Here is a 16,541-nt window from a genome sequence, read left to right as displayed (position 1 = left end):
CACATTGTTCTGGCAACAGCATAATGTGTTACCAAAAACGCCTATGTTTAACTAAATATAAGTGAGACTTTGGTCATGAAAAGAACATTTCAACCGAGCAATCTAAAGCGCAAGCGTTCTCACGGTTTTCGTGCTCGTATGGCGACTAAAAATGGTCGTAAAGTACTAGCAGCTCGCCGTGCAAAAGGCCGCGCTCGTCTTTCAGCTTAATTGAAAGACGCCAAAGTGGGCGAGAATAATTTTTCTAGGGAGTTACGTCTGTTAACTCCCACCCACTTTACCTATGTGTTTGATAACGCAACCCCAGCTGTATCTCCCTCTTTTACTGTCCTAGCCAGAAAAAATACACTTTCAACTCCTCGTTTAGGCATTACGCTCGCGAAAAAACGTATCCGTAAAGCTCACGATAGAAATCGTTTGAAGCGATTAGTCAGAGAAAGTTTTAGGCATAAACAGCACAACTTACCCAATGTCGATATTATCGTTATTGGCAAGTCTGGCGCTGACAACCTTAGCAACCAAGAAGTTTTCGCTACATTGGACAAGCTATGGAAAAAATTAAACAAGCGTTGCGGCAACTCTTAATTGCAGTGCCTTTGGCATTGATAAAATTCTATCAATGGTTCATTTCCCCTATGTTAGGGCAACGATGTCGTTTCCATCCTTCTTGTTCTTGGTATGCTATAGACGCATTAAAAACGCACGGATTAGTAAAAGGCGGTTGGTTATCTATTAAACGCATATTAAAATGCCACCCTTTGCATGCCGGCGGATATGATCCAGTGCCGGAAAAACAACAAGATAAACACTCAAAATAAAGAGACCTCTATGGAATCGCAACGTAGTTTTCTGATAATTGGCCTTGCGCTAGTTAGCTTTTTGCTTTGGCAATCATGGCAAAAAGATTATGGGCCACAGCCAGTTGTGCCTGTTGAGCAACAACAAACGCAAGAGACATCACAAGGCGTACCGTCATTTAATGAAAATGGCAGCGAAGATGTACCTAGTAGTGATAGCGTTCCTGCTGCACAACCTATCGCAGCGGCGCAAAGCTCAAACCGCATTATTGAAGTAAAAACCGATACGCTTGATTTACGCATCGATTTGCTAGGCGGCGATGTAGTATCAGCAGACTTACTGAAGTTTCCGGTAGAGCAAGGTTCGGATATTCCTTACAGCCTACTTCGCTCTGGCAACGGTCTTTATGTAGCGCAAAGTGGCCTAATAGGTGCTCAAGGGCCTGATGCAAGCAGCAGTGGCCGCCCGGTGTATAATGCACAAAGTGACTATTATGAAATGACTGGCGACACCCTTGTTATTCCTCTTACATGGAAAAACAACCAAGGCTTGTCAGTTACCAAAACTTTCACTTTCACTAAAGGTCAGTACGACGTAAACGTGAGCTATAACGTTGAAAATGGCACCGGCAGCGCAGCAACAGTTCAGCCGTATGCGCAGCTTAAGCAAGTGATGGAGTTTGAAGACGACAGCAACATGTTTATGCCAACGTACCGTGGTGCCGCTTACTCAACGGAAGATGACCGTTATCAAAAGTACTCGTTTGACGAGATTGAAGATGACAACCTACGCGAAACCACGAAAGCGGGTTGGGTTGGCATGCTTGAACATTACTTTGTATCAGCATGGGTACCTTCACAAGAGCAAACTAACACGCTTTATTCTCGTAACCTGAAAAATCAGTATGCGGTAATTGGTGTATTATCGCCGTCTGAGAGCGTAGCGCCTGGTGAAACCAAAACCCTTGCGTCTACCCTTTACATGGGTCCTAAAGATCAAGAAAGCCTAGCGAAAATTGCGCGCGGATTAGACCTAACCGTTGATTACGGTATTCTTTTCTGGATTTCACAGCCGCTGTTCGCCCTTCTTACCTTCCTTCATAGCCTAGTTAATAACTGGGGTGTGGCAATTATCCTTATCACTATTGTAGTGAAAGGCGCGATGTACTGGCTAACTAAGAAGCAATACGAGTCAATGGCACGTATGCGCAACTTAGCACCTAAGATGCAGCAGCTAAAAGACCGTTTTGGCGACGACAGACAAAAAATGTCTCAAGCTATGATGGAGCTTTACCGCAAAGAGAAAGTAAACCCAATGGGCGGTTGCTTACCTCTTCTTCTGCAAATGCCTATCTTCCTTGCGCTTTACTGGGTACTGATGGAAAGTGTTGAACTACGCCATGCAGACTTTGTGCTTTGGATCACTGACCTTTCTACAAAAGACCCATACTTTGTGCTGCCAATTCTAACTGGCGCAAGTATGTACCTATTGCAAAAACTTCAGCCAACCACCATTACTGATCCAATGCAGCAGAAAATCATGCAATGGATGCCGGTAGCAATGAGTGTATTCTTCCTGTGGTTCCCTGCAGGTCTGGTACTATACTGGCTAGTCAGTAACGTGATTACCTTGGTTCAAGCCAAAATGATTTATGCTTCAATGGAGAAGCGGGGCATCAGCAGTAAATAACACGCTGATCAATGAATTATACAGCCCGCCTATGCGGGCTGTTTTGTCTTAAGAGGAATAACCTGTGCCATCATTTGATATTGTTTCTGAAATCAACATGGAAGAAGTACGTAACGCCACTGAAAACGCAAGCCGTGAGCTATCAACGCGTTTCGACTTTCGCGGTATTGACGCGAGCTTTGAGTACAAAGATAAAACCGTGGTCATGAAAGCTGAAGCTGAATTCCAACTTCAGCAAATGGAAAGCATGTTTAGAACGGCGATGTCTAAACGTAACGTAGACACTTCATCTATGGATGTTAAACCCTACGATGCACACGGTAGAACTTACCGTCAGACCATTACCTTTAAAGAAGGTATTGAACAGCCGATGGCGAAGAAGATTGTGAAGCTGGTGAAAGACGCCAAAATCAAAGTGCAAACGGCTATTCAAGGCGAAGAACTTCGCGTAACAGGTAAAAAGCGTGATGATTTGCAGCAAGTGATTTCGCTGGTTAAAGAGTCGAACTTAGGCCAACCTTTCCAATTTAAGAACTTCCGCGACTAATTATGGAATCACTCACCCTTTCTACCGACACTATTACCGCACAAGCGACAGCGCCCGGTCGTGGCGGCGTAGGTATTGTACGTGTTTCAGGTCCTAAGGCTAAAGCCATCGCTGAGGCGTTAGTACCAAGCGCACTAACACCACGTTTTGCGACCTATACGCCGTTTGTTGATGCTAACAACAGCGTAATAGACCAGGGCATAGCACTGTTTTTTAAAGGGCCTAATTCATTTACCGGTGAAGATGTACTTGAACTGCAGGGCCATGGCGGTCAAGTTGTCATGGACATGCTGATTGATGCCGTACTTGCAACGGGCCATGCCCGGCTTGCCAATCCAGGTGAATTCAGTGAACAGGCCTTTTTAAATGATAAGTTAGACCTTGCTCAAGCAGAGGCGATTGCTGACTTGATTGATGCAAGCTCTAAACAGGCAGCCAAAAGTGCGTTGCGCTCGCTACAGGGTGAGTTTTCTACACAAATTCAAACGCTATCTAACCAAATCGTGCACCTTCGTATGTACGTAGAGGCGGCCATCGATTTTCCTGAAGAAGAAATTGATTTCTTATCTGACGGGAAAGTATCAGGTGACTTAAGCGCAATTATGCAAAGCTTAACCAAAGTGCGCGAACAGGCTAAGCAAGGCACCTTGTTACGCGAAGGTATGCAGGTAGTGATTGCGGGGCGCCCTAACGCAGGTAAATCGAGCTTATTAAACGCCCTGGCAGGACGTGATAGCGCCATTGTTACCGATATAGCCGGTACCACACGAGACGTACTTAAAGAGCATATTCACATTGATGGTATGCCTGTTCACATTATCGACACAGCAGGACTTCGAGAAAGCCCAGATAAAGTGGAACAAATTGGTATTGAGCGCGCGTGGCAAGCTATCAATGAAGCTGACCACGTATTATTCGTTGTAGACTCTACCGCAACTGCTGTTATCGACCCTTATGAAATATGGCCAGAATTTATGGCCCGATTGCCACAAGGCATCCCCGTTACCGTAGTTCGCAACAAGGCCGACCTTAGTACCTTAGATATTGGACAAAGTACAGTTGCCACCGAGCAAGGTGATATCTCAGTTATCAATCTATCAGCCAAAGAAGGTAGCGGCGTCGACACGCTAAAAGCACATCTGGCCAAAACCATGGGCTTCGATACTACAACTGAAGGTCAATTTATTGCGCGCAGACGACACATAGATGCACTCGACCAAGCCTACAGTTATGTAAGCACTGGCGAACAACAACTGCATGACGCTATGGCGGGTGAGTTGCTTGCTGAAGAATTGCGCTTGGCTCACCAGGCACTATGTGAGATAACCGGTGAATTCACGTCAGACGACCTACTTGGTAAGATTTTTTCATCGTTCTGTATTGGGAAGTGAAACGGCCAAAAAGATCGAAAAGCATCCAATCAAATACAAATAAGCCTTTGTTTTATAAATAAAATTATTCTATTTCTTTGCAGGCAATTTGATCCGTTTTGCCCCCTCTTGCTCCGTGTGTGCTCCGAGTATAAGTTTTCGGAGCACTCGGAGCACAAAAGGAGCAAACATGAAAATCACTATCCAGAAACGCGAACCAGACAAGAACGGCCACCGTGCCTTGCGACTGGTCTACTACCACGGTTCCAAGACAGGCCAGAACGGTTCTCGGGCGCAGAAGCGCTCGTATGAGCCCCTGAACCTGTTCCTCTACGACAAACCCCGCCTTCCGGCGGAGCGTGAGCACAACAAGACGGTTAATCAGAAGGCTGAGGCCATCAGGGCAAAGCGGCTGTTGGAAAGCGAGTCGTCACGACATGGATTGGATGATCGGACCAAGCTTTCTGCCAGCTTCTTCGATTACTTCGACCAGCTGACCGACGAGAAAGCTTCCGGAAGCAAATCCAACCATTCGATCTGGATCTCCACCCGTCATCACCTGCACCGCTACCATGGCTTGTCTGAACTGACCTTTGAACAAGTCGATAAGCGATTCCTGGAGGGGTTTCGGCACTACCTTCAGCATGAAGCCACCACCAAATCCGGTACCAAACTGGCCAAGAACACGACCAGCAGTTACTTCAACAAGGTTCGGGCAGCGCTCAACCAGGCCTATCGGGACGGCATTGTCCGCGACAACCCGGTTCAACAGGTTAAGTCCATCAAGCCGGAAAACACGAAACGGACTTACCTGACCCTGGAAGAGGTCCGGGCTCTGACCAAAGCCGAATGCCGGTATGACGTGCTGAGGCGGGCTTTCCTGTTCTCCTGCACTACAGGCCTTCGCTGGTCAGATATCCACAAGCTGGTCTGGGGTGAGATAGAGGAATTCGCCGATGGCCACTACCGCATCATTTTTCGGCAGAAGAAGCTGGTGAACGCCGGGAACTCGCTGCAATACCTGGATCTTCCAGACTCAGCGGTGAGATTGTTGAATCTGGAGAATCGCGGAAAGCCAGGTGATCGCGTATTCAAGGGTCTGAAGTATGACTCCTATACCAACGTTGCGTTGGCACAATGGGTCATGCGCGCGGGTATCACCAAGAGTGTGACTTTCCATGCCGGACGGCACACCTTTGCGGTCAATCAACTGGCCAGGGGTGTGGATATCTACTCGTTGTCCCGGCTTCTGGGCCACAGCGAGCTCAGAACCACGGAGATCTACGCGGACATACTCGAAACTCGCCGTACAGAGGCCATGAGGAGTTTTCCTGACATATTTGAGGAGACACTGGACGGAGAGCCTAAGTGACGAGAGGGGCTTTCACAGCCCCTCTTTCCTCCTGCCCCACATCAAACACTCCGCCGTCCTGGTCTTCGGTGGCTCACCAGGTGCTGAGCAGCCGACTGCTCGATCTCGTCCGCCGTCGCGATCCGGTTGGACTGGAGCCACTTCAAGGTGTCTGCGCGGCGAAAGAAAATCCGGTGACCATTTGGCTTGAAATGAGGGATCTTCTTTTGGGAGGTTAACTGGTACAGGGTGCTTTTCTTCAGCCCAGTGTATTCCGCACACTCCTCAAGGCTCATGATCTCCTTGTCGGCCTCCGGGGCCTTGCTACCATTAATATGGTCCAAAATGATTTTTTTGAGGACCATCATGTCCTGCAATACTCGCTGTAACATTTCTTTTTCTGTCATCGCTATACCTCTACACCGCCATAACCAAAGTGGGAAAACTGGGAAATTGGGAACACCGTGTCAGTCCTCATGCTCAATCCTCTCCAGTTCTTCAAGTTGCCGTCTAACTTGGTCAGGCCTGAGCGCGAAAAATCGCTGCAAATCTCCATTGACTCTGGTTTTGTAGGTCCCACGGGAGCGCTCATTACTCACCAGGCAGTCACGCTGTAACAGCACCTCCACTTCCCTCATGTAATGGGTCGGCAGCCCGAGCCGCTTCAGGAAGTGCGATTTATAGATCAACCACAACTCGCGTCCCTCGTGTGAGCGTCGAAAACCAGCTCCCCCCTGGCCACTCGCTTGTTCAATATCACTGAGACTGCGCTCCCAGACTTTCATGGCCCGCTCCAGCGCTTTGAGAAGCCGGAATTCCTCCGAATTTCTGGAGTGGCCTCTATTATCCAGCCAAGCCTTCAAGGTTCGGTGGACGGCTGCCAAGGACTCTTCCTCGCTCCAAGGGAGAATGAAATTCCTACTACCGAGACAAAGTGCCGCCCCTATGAGCGCAAACCGCCTGATGACCCGTTGCACCTGCGATGCCATCTGGTCTCGTGTCCAAATACCGCTTAGGCGACCAATTTCGTGACTCAGGTAGCTGTTCAGCTCGTCATGACGCTCGGTCAGTAAAGAGATCCACTCGCGAATTATGGTGCCGTGGTAGCGCTGACAAGCTGATTTCATCTCGTCCACAAACTGCTGAGGGTGCTTATGACCGTGTAGTTCATCGAACGCGCCGTAGGTCCCAAACACTGGGAGCTCCACCAGTCGAATCTGCTGGCCTGCACGTAACGGCTTACCGATCTGCTGGAGTAGCTCAGCAATCCAGACTTCACCGCTGCTCAACACCAGCGTTCGCCAATGCGAGGTCGCGGCCAGCTCGCCGGAGACGTTAGCCCGTAACTTTCCTGATCCGTTCATGATCTGATAGATCGCCGTATCGATGTCTTCTGGGCGAGCCATGCCAATCTCATCTAACGGCAACAACATGTCGTTGTGCTCTGATGAGACTGCCGCTAACCCGTTACTGGTTGAGATCCAACTGCGAACATAGCGGTTTCCCCCATACACGCTAGCCGCCAACTGCAACAAGGTGGTCTTTCCGGTCGACGATGCTCCAACCAAGTGGATGGCGCCATTTTCCATCCCAGCAGAGGCAATCAATGGCGCAGCCAGCGCCGTGCCAATACTGAATATTGCTAACGGGTTGCCTCGGCATAGCTGACCGACATAAGTCTGCCAGTCGCTGAGACTTCCAGACTCCTCTAACGTCGCAGAGCCTGATAATTGGCCTACGAAATGGTGCGGCTCGTCAGCGGAGCCGATAGTCCAATTACTGGTGGCAAATACTCCATCGTGCCAACCCGTTCGATTAACCACCGTCGCCGGTTCGGCCAGAGCCATCTGTTCCAACAGATAGTGCTGAAGCCGGCTCCAACTTGCCTGCCCGGGTGTCAGTGGATAACCGGTATCAACCAGCATATCTCGCACCTGTCGGGCATTATCGCTGTTGAGATCTCGGGCATAGACGACCTCGCGTAGCTTCACACCATCGAAATTCTGCCATTCCAGCAACGCTCCGTGTCCGTGCCGCCTGTCGGTTAACCTGGTGCGAGCCATTACCTGAATCCAGCCGCCGACACGCTGCCAATGGTCCCCTGATAAGGCATAGAGCCCGTCATCTTGCAGTTTGTATTGCATATCACGCAGCTCCTCTCACAGCTTGTCCAGCCACGCTTTTACGTCCTGGTAGCGAAAGCGAACGGCTCGCCCATGGGGATTCGGCTTCACAGGTGCCGGGAACCGCCCCTGTTTTACATAGCGGCGCAGCGTTGCCTGCGATGTTTTCAGGACGGTGCAGACTTCTTCATAAGTCAGTAGACGCTCAGTCGAGGTATTTGATTGTTTCTTCATGACTACTCCAGTTCGGTTGTGAATCGTTCGGAGCAATCATCGGAAATATTCGTCTTAGGGGAGAACCGCGGAATTGCCCAAAAAGGGCGCAAAGGAGAGGTCGGCTAATAAGCCATTGATTATTAATAGATAAAAATCACAAGAAACCAGAAAAAGAACGTCATAATCGCAAAATTAGGGCTTACATGAGTGGGTTTTGTGCATTTAATGACCAAGTTAGCTGCATGGCTTTCACATGTGAAAGTCATTCTCCGGTCTCAGAATCATATTTTGATTCACAGCCACTATTCCTATCCTAGCCAGGATAGGAATAGGTTTGAGGAAATCAGAGTTAGATACCAATTCTACGGACGTTAATACACTGCAATACGGCTCCAATTACAGCCACAGCTCCCGCTCCAACAGGCAATGCCCAGATCGGTAAATCCATCGCCAGAGCCATACCACCTGCCGCAGCACCAATAGCGCTTCCTAAATACAAAGCCGATTCATTAAGTGCTACAGCTAGATTTCCGTCACCCTTAGATTCCCTCACATGAATCAGCTGATTATTCTGGGGAACCTGCAGTGCCCATCCAACGGCCCCCCACAGAATGATTGGCACCATTGCCAACCAAGCATTCCAGGACGCAACTACTGGTAGAATAGCCAGAGATATTGCCAGAATTAACATAATAGCCAATGTCATCTGGGGTCCTTTAACGCGATCAGCGAGAGGTCCTACTAAGAAGCTGCCAAGCACACCTCCAATCCCCCAAACCCATAGAAACGGCGTGATCGAGTCAACGTCCCCGTATTCAGAAGAAGACATAAGAGGAGCCAAAAAGGTATACATCCCTAAACTGGCGATAGCGGCAAGCAAAGATACTGACAGGACCACGATTACCTGACCATCTACCAACAAGGACAACTTTTTACGTAACGGTACGGCATCTGAACTTGGCAGCTCTGGTAGTCGCCAAGCCAACCCGAGAAACGCTATCATTCCAAGTAATGTCACCAGCCAAAGCGCGGAGGCCCAACCGAGTTTTTCCGCCAGTACAAGTCCTCCCGGAACGCCCAAAACAGTACCTGCCGCCATTCCTCCCATGATAATAGCTATTGCTTTGCCACGAGCTGAGGATGACAGTGACGCCGCGATCGCGATCCCCATTGCAAGATAAACACCGGACCCAACCCCTGCTAAGGCACGGAAAGCAAGCAGAAAGTAAAAGTCTGTGGATAGTGCGCTCGCAGCGTTTGACAGAACAAATAACCCAAGCGCAGCTAATAGCCCATTTCGTTGCCGGTTTCCTGGTAACAAAGCCACAACGATCGGTGACCCAATGCCATAGGCGAGAGTAAAAGCTGTCACAAGCTGAGCAGCCACGCCAACGGAGACTCCGAAAGACTGTTCAATCAGAGGTATTAACCCAGCGGTAACATAAGAAGCCATACCCAGCGCAAAAGCGCCTAAAGCAATTAAGTAAACTATGAGTGAATTCGAGTTTGTCGTGATTGTGGGCGCACTCTCTGGGACGCACATTTCATTATTTGAGCTCATAAATAGACTCTCCTAGTGGAAAAGCCGTCATTCTATAAGCAGCATTAAGGTGTTACAATTTAACCATTTATGCTATTACTAAAAGCAACAGGAAACACATGAGTAAGTTAGAGCGTACAAGAAAGGAGCTAGCTGCTTTCTTGAAATCACGGCGAGAACGTCTGGCTCCTACAGACGTGGGGCTCCCTAGTGGGGGGCGTAGACGGACACCAGGGTTGCGGCGTGAAGAAGTTGCCGCTCTATCAGGGGTGGGACTCACTTGGTATACATGGCTCGAACAGGGGCGAGATATTAGTACGTCTTCCTCGTTTCTCGATAACTTGGCCCAAGCGCTGAAACTGGATGCCGCCGAACGTAGGCATCTGTTTTTGCTCGCTCATGACAGGCTGCCGCCGGAACCTGGCAAGACTTACTGTAAAGTTCCGCCTTTAATATTGAGGCTGATGAGAGACTTATCGCCTCACGGCACTTATGTACTTAACCTACGGTGGGATGTGTTGGCTTTCAACGAGGAGGCCGACCGGCTTTTTGGCTTCAATCGCCATCCTCCTGGGCAACGCAACCTGCTTTGGATGCTATTCACAGATCCCGCTCTCCGCGAACGTCTGGTTGACTGGGACAATCAGGCGGCTCAGATGTTATCCAGTTTTAGGCGAGACTACGCTCACGCAACGCAAGAAGCGGATATCCAGGCTCTGGTTACCAATTTACAGAAGGCTTCTCCTGACTTCAGGCAATGGTGGAATCGCCATGATGTTGACGCCCCGTGTCAAGGTGTCAGGGATATGAAAATGGAGAGTGAGACTATCTCTTTTGAACACACTTCAATGACCGTCGATGCTGATCGTCATCTCCGATTGGTTGTTTATGCACAGAGGATTGAGTAGTTGCACGCAATTATTTCGGGAGAGAAATAAAATATTATAAAGGCCCTTTCAGAGCCCCATCCACGTCGTATAAGTAAACGTCGATTCTGGAAAACATTAAGAAATGCGCAACGAGTCCTTTTCGAGGCTCTTCGGAATGGGTCAGGCTCAGAAACACTGGCATGGAGGTTATTGGACTAAGAGCCCGTCGTTTCCACCTGATTTGGAAAACTCACGCACTGGGATTCCGACGACAACTTATCCAGATTAATAGCGTATGTGCAGATCATATCTCCAAGAGGCCGCCTAATAGAGCGCATGGAATGAGCTCAAAGTTATCCAAATCAGATAGGTATGTGTAGCGATTGGAAAGTTCTCCAGGAGAGTCCCCTACCGCTGTTGGAGAACTCTCACTCAGTGTCATCATCCAGCCACTACTTTCCGCCCCAGTTGTCGGGGCGCTGTTCTCACCGCTCAATCAGCATCGTTCCCCATCTGCTTTTCGAACGCCTGTCGAATGAGCCCCATTACATAGGCAAGCTCAGATTCCTCACTAAACCCTACTTCCACATCGCCATTTCCCCAACGTCCGAGGTTGGTCACGTCACGAGCCATCCCTTTCGGATCGCTCAACTCGTGAAACGGCATATTCAAAGACAGTCGCAAACGGGTCTTTTGCGGGACCACATCGACAAAGTTCGTCTCGGCTTTGAACGCTATATAGAGCTTGAGGACTTCTTCAGTGACGCTCGTGTCGAGCGCCAGGACTTCCTTTCGGAGCTGCTCAAATAGAGCGCGCATTGGGGTCCCGTTTGCGAGTTGAGGGTGATCCTCAAGGTTGTAGGCTTCTGGTTTGACGGCCACGTTGCGGTAGGTATCGAGGATCTCGTCCGGCAATACCGGAGCCGCCCAAACCCGCACCGCTTCCTGGGCCAGCTTGGCGGCCCGATTCTTAATTGAGTCCTCATTCCATGCTTCTACAGCTCCCAAGCCCTCGTTGAGCCGTAGAGGGCTTTGTTTGAATCCGCCCTGCATATCGCGCTTCTCGATGAAAGCTCGGTCGCTGTACTCTGAGTTGTAGCCCGTAAGAGTCAGATTACCCAGCGTATGCAGCCAGGTTTCATGCACACGCTTCCATTCCGGACCTAGCTCATCCTTCCATCTAGCAGACAGATTCTCATTCTTCGGCATGATGTGTTCGATCGTGTATTCGTCGACCGGAACCCGTTCCTTGCGCTCGAAATTCTCCAGGCGGCGTAACCAGTAACTCCGACTGCGGAAGTTATAGAGATCGCGTACTGCCAGTTCCCTTTTGAACTCTTCGTCATTCGGAAAACGCCTGTATGACTTCAAACCGAGCAGGTGAGCCTTGATGCTCTCCAGGTAACGGTTCTTCTGCAATGATTTGTGAAAGGTCGCAAAGCTCTTGTTCAGCGAGTTTGTGGGGATGGCACAAACGGCACGACGGAACACATAAGCCTCGATCAGCCGAATAGCGCTATGAAAGTCATCTCGGGACAGATTGTCTTGTTGGTAATCATGGTAAAGTTCCAGCAGAAACGGATATGCCACGTCGACTTTTAGTTCCCGCAGGTCCTTAAATGCCATTCCGAGCTGTTTATCTGTTTCTTTCCCCAATGCCATCGCACAAAAATACCGAGCGAAAGCATGTATTTCAGCAACCAATGAATCGACACCAGCACTCGCAACTTCGGCGCGACGTGAATGCTGTTTGAAAGCCTCGTATACCTCATCTAACCGTGGAATTTCCCCGGTTTTAACCGTGAGGTAGTGGCGCATGAAGCTGTCAAAGTAAACGCCATAGCCTTCTTGCCCGAATTCCACCTCCATCGGACGCCAGTGATCGCGATAGAGCCGAGTTTGATGCTTCGGCTCCAGTCCCATCAGCACATAGTTCCGGATCAGGTCAGCCTGGCTCAAAGCTTTTCCTGTGGAATTCATGCTCTCAAAAATGAGTTGCGGGTTATCCTGGTCTCGGCTCAGCGCAATATCAACGATGATGAGCTTTGAAAGGCCCCGGCAGAGGGTTTCCAGTTCCCCGTTAAGCCGCTGAATTTGGCTGTTGAAGAACTCGAAGTTTTCCTGGATTCGAAGAGAACCGTCATCAGGTAACGGCTTCTGCGTGACCAACGCCAGAAGGCTCTCTTTGTCCGTCTGGGTCAATAGCAGTTTGTACGCTCGCTCACCGTCTTCCAACGGGTTAAGCAGGTAGTAATTGCGCAGCTTCTTAGCCGAAAACCCCTCCAGAGGTTCTGTGTCCCCAAGGTGTCGAGATAGCGCCTCAAGAATCAGCATGGTGGTAGTCAGTCGCTGTTGCCCATCAATGACCAGCAATGGTGATTGACTGGACACCTGATAAAGCCCCTTCTCGATGTAGACCACCGAGCCAATGAAATGTGCTGATATACCATCGTTGGTACCGGCTCGCATAATGTCGTCCCACAGTTGACGACATTGCTGTTCAGACCAGGAATACGTTCTCTGGTAGATCGGAATGACAAATTGTGGCGACTTCTTCAGGAAGTCGAGCAACTTGGCTTCTGTAGCTTTCATAACGGACGTTATCCCTTTTTTGTTCTGTTACTGCGTCTCAACGCTGGTTTTGACCTGGTTATACACAGCCCGCATCAGGTACTGAGAAGCGATATTACGGAAGGACTCGTCGTTCATCAGGCGTATGAAGATGTCTTCGTTGCCGTCCATGCGCTCTACAAACAAGTTCTCAAGCTGCTTGTTAAATACCGGTTCGAAGTTCTCCAGGCTGTTGGCCATGACGGCCTGGCGAAGCTGCTCGTTGGCAACGGCGGTTTCCTTCACCTGATCGAAGAACAGCTGATCCGCCGGGGTAAACTCAGTACCAAACCGCTCATTGAGCTTGTCGACCAGTGTCGATAACTGCACCTCTTCCTCTGCCTGGCCGGTATCGACCTCGGTCGGGCCTTAATTTGTCCTTATCGCTTGAAAGCGTACTTACGCTCTCGCTCTTCGAATGCAAGTTGTCCCCCCTCTAGAACCTCGCAAATATGCTCTCTAATGCCGAATTTCTTAAGCAATGAGGGCGCATCTGGTTCGAAAAACGTGCACTCCATGGCGCCGGAAACATATTCGAATCTAAATTGCTCGTTTTCCATATCATGCTGCTGGCCAGCCTGATTCGCGACGATAACACATTCGGAATCTGTGGATACAACCATATTAGCGTTGTGAGTGACCATGATGATTTGTCTTCTCTCTTTCCTTTCCCTAATAAAGTCGCGGAGTTCATTATAAACTGTGCGGTTATCTAAATTATCTTCAGGTTGATCTATAAGTATAGGGTGAGAGGAATTGCTCAAGTGTAGTATGAGATGGAGAAGCACCAGTCCTCGCTTACCGGGCGACATGCTGATAATGTCGTCATTTTTATAAAGCAAGTTAAAAGATATGTAAAAGCAATCCTGAAGTAGATTTCTAAGGATTAGTTCCTCGTTCGCACTCTTTCGAACTTTATGGGCGATCTGGGAGAAATCTCGAACCTTCTCACTCAGGGTGAATATAGAGTCTAAATGCGTGTCTTTTGAGTAAATATAATTGTTTTCACTATCAATCGAGTCGCCTAGAATACTTGCAAGGCTTCCTCTGGCATCAAAACAGTTTATGAAAGAATCGAAACTATTGTGATCGAATTCCAGGCTAGCTTGAAGCGTTATATTTTCATTGTCGATCTTCGCAGCACCATTGAAAAGCGCCTCTATTTCACCATATGTGTCAAACAACTGCTCATACAGGGCTTTAAGCTGATCAGAAGCTGCTTTCCCTTGTTCGAGAGTGCTTTTGACCTTCTTGCCTGCTTCTTGAATAGCTCTAAGCTTAGCTTCTTCCCGTTTTTGCGCCTCTAGAAGTCCCTTCAATTCGTTTTGGCTTTTTACTTTAGACGAGAATTTTTCAAGACTTTCCGTGGTATTTATAATTCTTTCATCTAGCGAGCCTATCAAGCTATTAGCGCGGCGAATGTTCTTTCCCGCTTCTATTGGCAGGTCATCAATGATTTTCTGAATCTTAGCCAGTGTTATCTGAACAAGGCGGCTTCCAGTGTGAAACCGTTTTTTTTCTGACTCTTCAGAATTCGTCATAAGAGCTACGTTTCTAAACGAATCTTCCATCTCTCTTACTAATTCATTTTTTAGCTCAGTGTGTATTTCAATATATCTTAAAAGAGACGAACGCCTTTTTTCGCTAACTGACAATCTGTCGCTAAGCTTTTTATAAATTTTTCTTTCGTCAGGAGTAAAACCTGATGATTTTTTTATTTTTTCTATTTTTTCTTTTATTTTTTCTTTTTCATTATTTACCGAGTTCTCAGCTCCTATTTTTTCCTTTTCGCCCTTTTCTTTTGCATACTTGTGTCTGAGCGATACAAGTTTTGTAACCTGTGTGCTGATGCTCTCATTCAACGAATCACATTTTTTAAAAAGCTCTTCAGCACCTAGCTTTATTTCCCTGTCTTGATATAGAATTTCGAGTACAAGCTCATTGAGTTGATCTCGACCACTTTCCTCGGCTAATTTATTTATATATAGCTGAGGTATGTAGGTTATTGGTCGTTGTTCGTTTGTTTCTCTAAAGCTTTGTTTAGTGTTGTCGTTCCAAGTGATTTCAAAGTCGAAATTTGATTCATTTTCAAATTCTGGATAAGTACTTGCCTTTGCTAGATCACACTTCTTTACGGTTTCCTCTTTATTTGCCGTCCTTGAAATATGATAGAGTAAAAGCGATTTCCCTGAGGATTTGCCACCAATAATCGAATTTAAATCCGAATTTAATTCTATTTTATATTCAGGAAAAATATTTTTCCCACTGGAATCTTTGAATCGAACAGAGTCTATAACTTCATAGCTTACCTTATCGCCAGGGCAAGTATCTTGAATAGCAACCCGTGACCTCGGCTCAAATACTACCTGCTTGAGGCCCTCAAAAGTAAGATCAGCCTTTATCCAAGTGTTATTTTCTTCGTCAGGCTCAAAAAGTGTTTCGTATGCATGTGCATCGGAGCCCCATATACAAGCTTTAGGTAAGCCAAACTCTTTTCTGAAAGAGGAAGGATTATCGTGATAATCTCCGAGCAAGAAGCTTCTCGTACGCTTGTTAGATGAGAATATCAGTTGGCTCTGTTGAATAAGTGTCTTCCGCGTACCGTGACCGGCCGAGTTCCAACTTACTCTGCTAAGGTCTTCGTCACAAGGCAAAGCTAACAAGTAGTTTTTTTTGAATCTTCCATCTTCGGTGAGTAGTTCAGCTATTTCGCTTGTATTGACCGACGCATTGCAGATCCCTACCGCAAGGGCAGATTGGCCTCTAAACTCGGGGTGTTCTTCAATTAGTCTGTTACCATATTCTATCAAGTTTTCTTTGGTTAAGGCTCTTCTCTCTGCTTTGAGCCCTGTTTCAGCGTGAGTTTCAAACTGTATTCTAGATAAAAACTCGCTTTGGATTAATGTGGGAGACAATTCATTGGAAAGGATAACGTGGAAGTTGGTCCGCCTATTCCATTTTAAGTCGACCTCTTTGCCTACTACTAGTTTGTCCAAGCGAAACTCGAGATTCGGGAAAATAGCAATATTCTTAATTTTCCTGATTTCATCCTCATCAAATAGCTCAGCTAGTTTATCATCGTTGAGAATATAGTCTTCGACTACTTTTTTATAGCCGTCAAGAAGGCAATAGTCGGTCAGGCCAATGGCACTTACATTATGATCTATTGCTGATCGAAAGAGTTTTCTGACGTAATTGTCGAAGTCGTCGCCGAACTGGTTGTTCAGAATTGAAAATGGAGTATGGACATGGAGGTCCCACTTTCTCCAAATTGATCCTTTTGAGCAGTTTTTCACATATCCCTCGCAGTCAACCGTAAGAATTGCTTTTTATTGTCAAACTATCGTATACACAGGTCGGCGCGAATACAAAAAAATCTAGGCCTTTCGACAAGTCTTGTACCCAGAGCATTACGTAGTTCAAGCCAA

General features: G+C 47.7%; 15 protein-coding genes. 8 read left to right on the top strand and 7 right to left on the bottom strand.

Annotated elements, in window-relative coordinates; all coding sequences use genetic code 11:
* Nucleotides 1-75 precede the first annotated feature (75 nt).
* The 7 genes from rpmH (at nucleotide 76) to MHM99_RS01970 (ending at nucleotide 5,776) form a co-directional block, all read left to right on the top strand.
* Nucleotides 76-210: a 50S ribosomal protein L34 gene (gene rpmH / locus MHM99_RS02000; protein WP_014290886.1), complete on the top strand. Its 135-nt coding sequence runs from the start codon at nucleotides 76-78 to the stop codon at nucleotides 208-210.
* Between the two features lie 15 nt (nucleotides 211-225).
* Complete coding sequence (rnpA, locus tag MHM99_RS01995) at nucleotides 226-585, top strand: ribonuclease P protein component (RefSeq protein ID WP_015000154.1); 360 nt, start codon at nucleotides 226-228, stop codon at nucleotides 583-585.
* Nucleotides 570-818, top strand: a complete 249-nt coding sequence (yidD, locus tag MHM99_RS01990; RefSeq protein WP_014951464.1) for a membrane protein insertion efficiency factor YidD — start codon at nucleotides 570-572, stop codon at nucleotides 816-818. The genes rnpA and yidD overlap by 16 nt, the downstream gene beginning before the upstream one ends.
* A 10-nt stretch (nucleotides 819-828) precedes the next feature.
* On the top strand, nucleotides 829-2,487 hold the full coding sequence (gene yidC, locus MHM99_RS01985) for a membrane protein insertase YidC (protein WP_049586373.1): 1,659 nt from the start codon (nucleotides 829-831) through the stop codon (nucleotides 2,485-2,487).
* Nucleotides 2,488-2,551: 64 nt separating this feature from the next.
* On the top strand, nucleotides 2,552-3,034 hold the full coding sequence (locus tag MHM99_RS01980) for a YajQ family cyclic di-GMP-binding protein (protein ID WP_014977844.1): 483 nt from the start codon (nucleotides 2,552-2,554) through the stop codon (nucleotides 3,032-3,034).
* A 2-nt stretch (nucleotides 3,035-3,036) separates the two neighbouring features.
* Nucleotides 3,037-4,425 (top strand): tRNA uridine-5-carboxymethylaminomethyl(34) synthesis GTPase MnmE, encoded by a 1,389-nt coding sequence (gene mnmE, locus MHM99_RS01975; protein WP_239217939.1) that lies wholly within the window; start codon nucleotides 3,037-3,039, stop codon nucleotides 4,423-4,425.
* Nucleotides 4,426-4,594: 169 nt separating this feature from the next.
* Nucleotides 4,595-5,776: a site-specific integrase gene (locus tag MHM99_RS01970; RefSeq protein ID WP_062361545.1), complete on the top strand. Its 1,182-nt coding sequence runs from the start codon at nucleotides 4,595-4,597 to the stop codon at nucleotides 5,774-5,776.
* A 41-nt stretch (nucleotides 5,777-5,817) separates the two neighbouring features.
* Here the strand turns inward: MHM99_RS01970 and MHM99_RS01965 are convergent, their stop codons facing one another.
* The 4 genes from MHM99_RS01965 to MHM99_RS01950 form a co-directional block, all read right to left on the bottom strand.
* The gene (locus MHM99_RS01965) at nucleotides 5,818-6,162 is read right to left on the bottom strand and encodes a helix-turn-helix domain-containing protein (protein ID WP_034819415.1); all 345 of its coding nucleotides are present in this window, start codon (nucleotides 6,160-6,162) and stop codon (nucleotides 5,818-5,820) included.
* Between the two features lie 60 nt (nucleotides 6,163-6,222).
* On the bottom strand, nucleotides 6,223-7,899 hold the full coding sequence (locus tag MHM99_RS01960; RefSeq protein ID WP_034819416.1) for a DUF927 domain-containing protein: 1,677 nt from the start codon (nucleotides 7,897-7,899) through the stop codon (nucleotides 6,223-6,225).
* Nucleotides 7,900-7,914: 15 nt separating this feature from the next.
* Nucleotides 7,915-8,112, bottom strand: a complete 198-nt coding sequence (locus tag MHM99_RS01955; RefSeq protein WP_034819418.1) for a helix-turn-helix domain-containing protein — start codon at nucleotides 8,110-8,112, stop codon at nucleotides 7,915-7,917.
* A gap of 331 nt (nucleotides 8,113-8,443) precedes the next feature.
* A complete protein-coding gene (locus MHM99_RS01950) occupies nucleotides 8,444-9,655 on the bottom strand; it encodes an MFS transporter (RefSeq protein WP_233420303.1) in 1,212 nt (403 codons plus the stop codon).
* Nucleotides 9,656-9,753: 98 nt separating this feature from the next.
* Here MHM99_RS01950 and MHM99_RS01945 point away from each other — a divergent pair, with 98 nt between their 5' ends.
* Nucleotides 9,754-10,542 carry a helix-turn-helix transcriptional regulator gene (locus MHM99_RS01945; protein ID WP_034819422.1) on the top strand — a complete coding sequence of 263 codons (789 nt, stop codon included), beginning with the start codon at nucleotides 9,754-9,756 and terminating at the stop codon, nucleotides 10,540-10,542.
* 453 nt (nucleotides 10,543-10,995) lie between these two features.
* Here the strand turns inward: MHM99_RS01945 and MHM99_RS01940 are convergent, their stop codons facing one another.
* From MHM99_RS01940 to MHM99_RS01930, 3 genes are read right to left on the bottom strand one after another with little or no spacing between them, the layout of a single operon-like run.
* Nucleotides 10,996-13,095, bottom strand: coding sequence for a DUF262 domain-containing protein (locus tag MHM99_RS01940; protein ID WP_239217937.1), 2,100 nt, complete (start codon nucleotides 13,093-13,095; stop codon nucleotides 10,996-10,998).
* A 27-nt stretch (nucleotides 13,096-13,122) separates the two neighbouring features.
* Nucleotides 13,123-13,443, bottom strand: a complete 321-nt coding sequence (locus MHM99_RS01935) for a hypothetical protein (protein WP_034819426.1) — start codon at nucleotides 13,441-13,443, stop codon at nucleotides 13,123-13,125.
* Between the two features lie 50 nt (nucleotides 13,444-13,493).
* A complete protein-coding gene (locus MHM99_RS01930; protein WP_034819435.1) occupies nucleotides 13,494-16,409 on the bottom strand; it encodes a TrlF family AAA-like ATPase in 2,916 nt (971 codons plus the stop codon).
* Nucleotides 16,410-16,541 lie beyond the last annotated feature (132 nt).

This window comes from Alteromonas sp. MmMcT2-2, from assembly GCF_022348305.1.
In the GTDB taxonomy this organism is placed as follows: domain Bacteria; phylum Pseudomonadota; class Gammaproteobacteria; order Enterobacterales; family Alteromonadaceae; genus Alteromonas; species Alteromonas macleodii.
The sequence above is the reverse complement of the archived record's forward strand: the minus strand, read 5'-3'. Positions and strand labels throughout refer to the sequence as shown.

What these genes read in the sequence shown, in the direction of transcription:
- mnmE (WP_239217939.1), top strand. Translation starts at nt 3,037, where the DNA reads ATGGAATCACTCACCCTTTCTACCGACACTATTACCGCACAAGCGACA.
- MHM99_RS01965 (WP_034819415.1), bottom strand. Translation starts at nt 6,162, where the DNA reads ATGACAGAAAAAGAAATGTTACAGCGAGTATTGCAGGACATGATGGTC.
- MHM99_RS01955 (WP_034819418.1), bottom strand. Translation starts at nt 8,112, where the DNA reads ATGAAGAAACAATCAAATACCTCGACTGAGCGTCTACTGACTTATGAA.
- MHM99_RS01950 (WP_233420303.1), bottom strand. Translation starts at nt 9,655, where the DNA reads ATGAGCTCAAATAATGAAATGTGCGTCCCAGAGAGTGCGCCCACAATC.
- MHM99_RS01940 (WP_239217937.1), bottom strand. Translation starts at nt 13,095, where the DNA reads ATGAAAGCTACAGAAGCCAAGTTGCTCGACTTCCTGAAGAAGTCGCCA.
- rpmH (WP_014290886.1), top strand. Translation starts at nt 76, where the DNA reads ATGAAAAGAACATTTCAACCGAGCAATCTAAAGCGCAAGCGTTCTCAC.
- MHM99_RS01945 (WP_034819422.1), top strand. Translation starts at nt 9,754, where the DNA reads ATGAGTAAGTTAGAGCGTACAAGAAAGGAGCTAGCTGCTTTCTTGAAA.
- MHM99_RS01960 (WP_034819416.1), bottom strand. Translation starts at nt 7,899, where the DNA reads ATGCAATACAAACTGCAAGATGACGGGCTCTATGCCTTATCAGGGGAC.
- MHM99_RS01970 (WP_062361545.1), top strand. Translation starts at nt 4,595, where the DNA reads ATGAAAATCACTATCCAGAAACGCGAACCAGACAAGAACGGCCACCGT.
- yidC (WP_049586373.1), top strand. Translation starts at nt 829, where the DNA reads ATGGAATCGCAACGTAGTTTTCTGATAATTGGCCTTGCGCTAGTTAGC.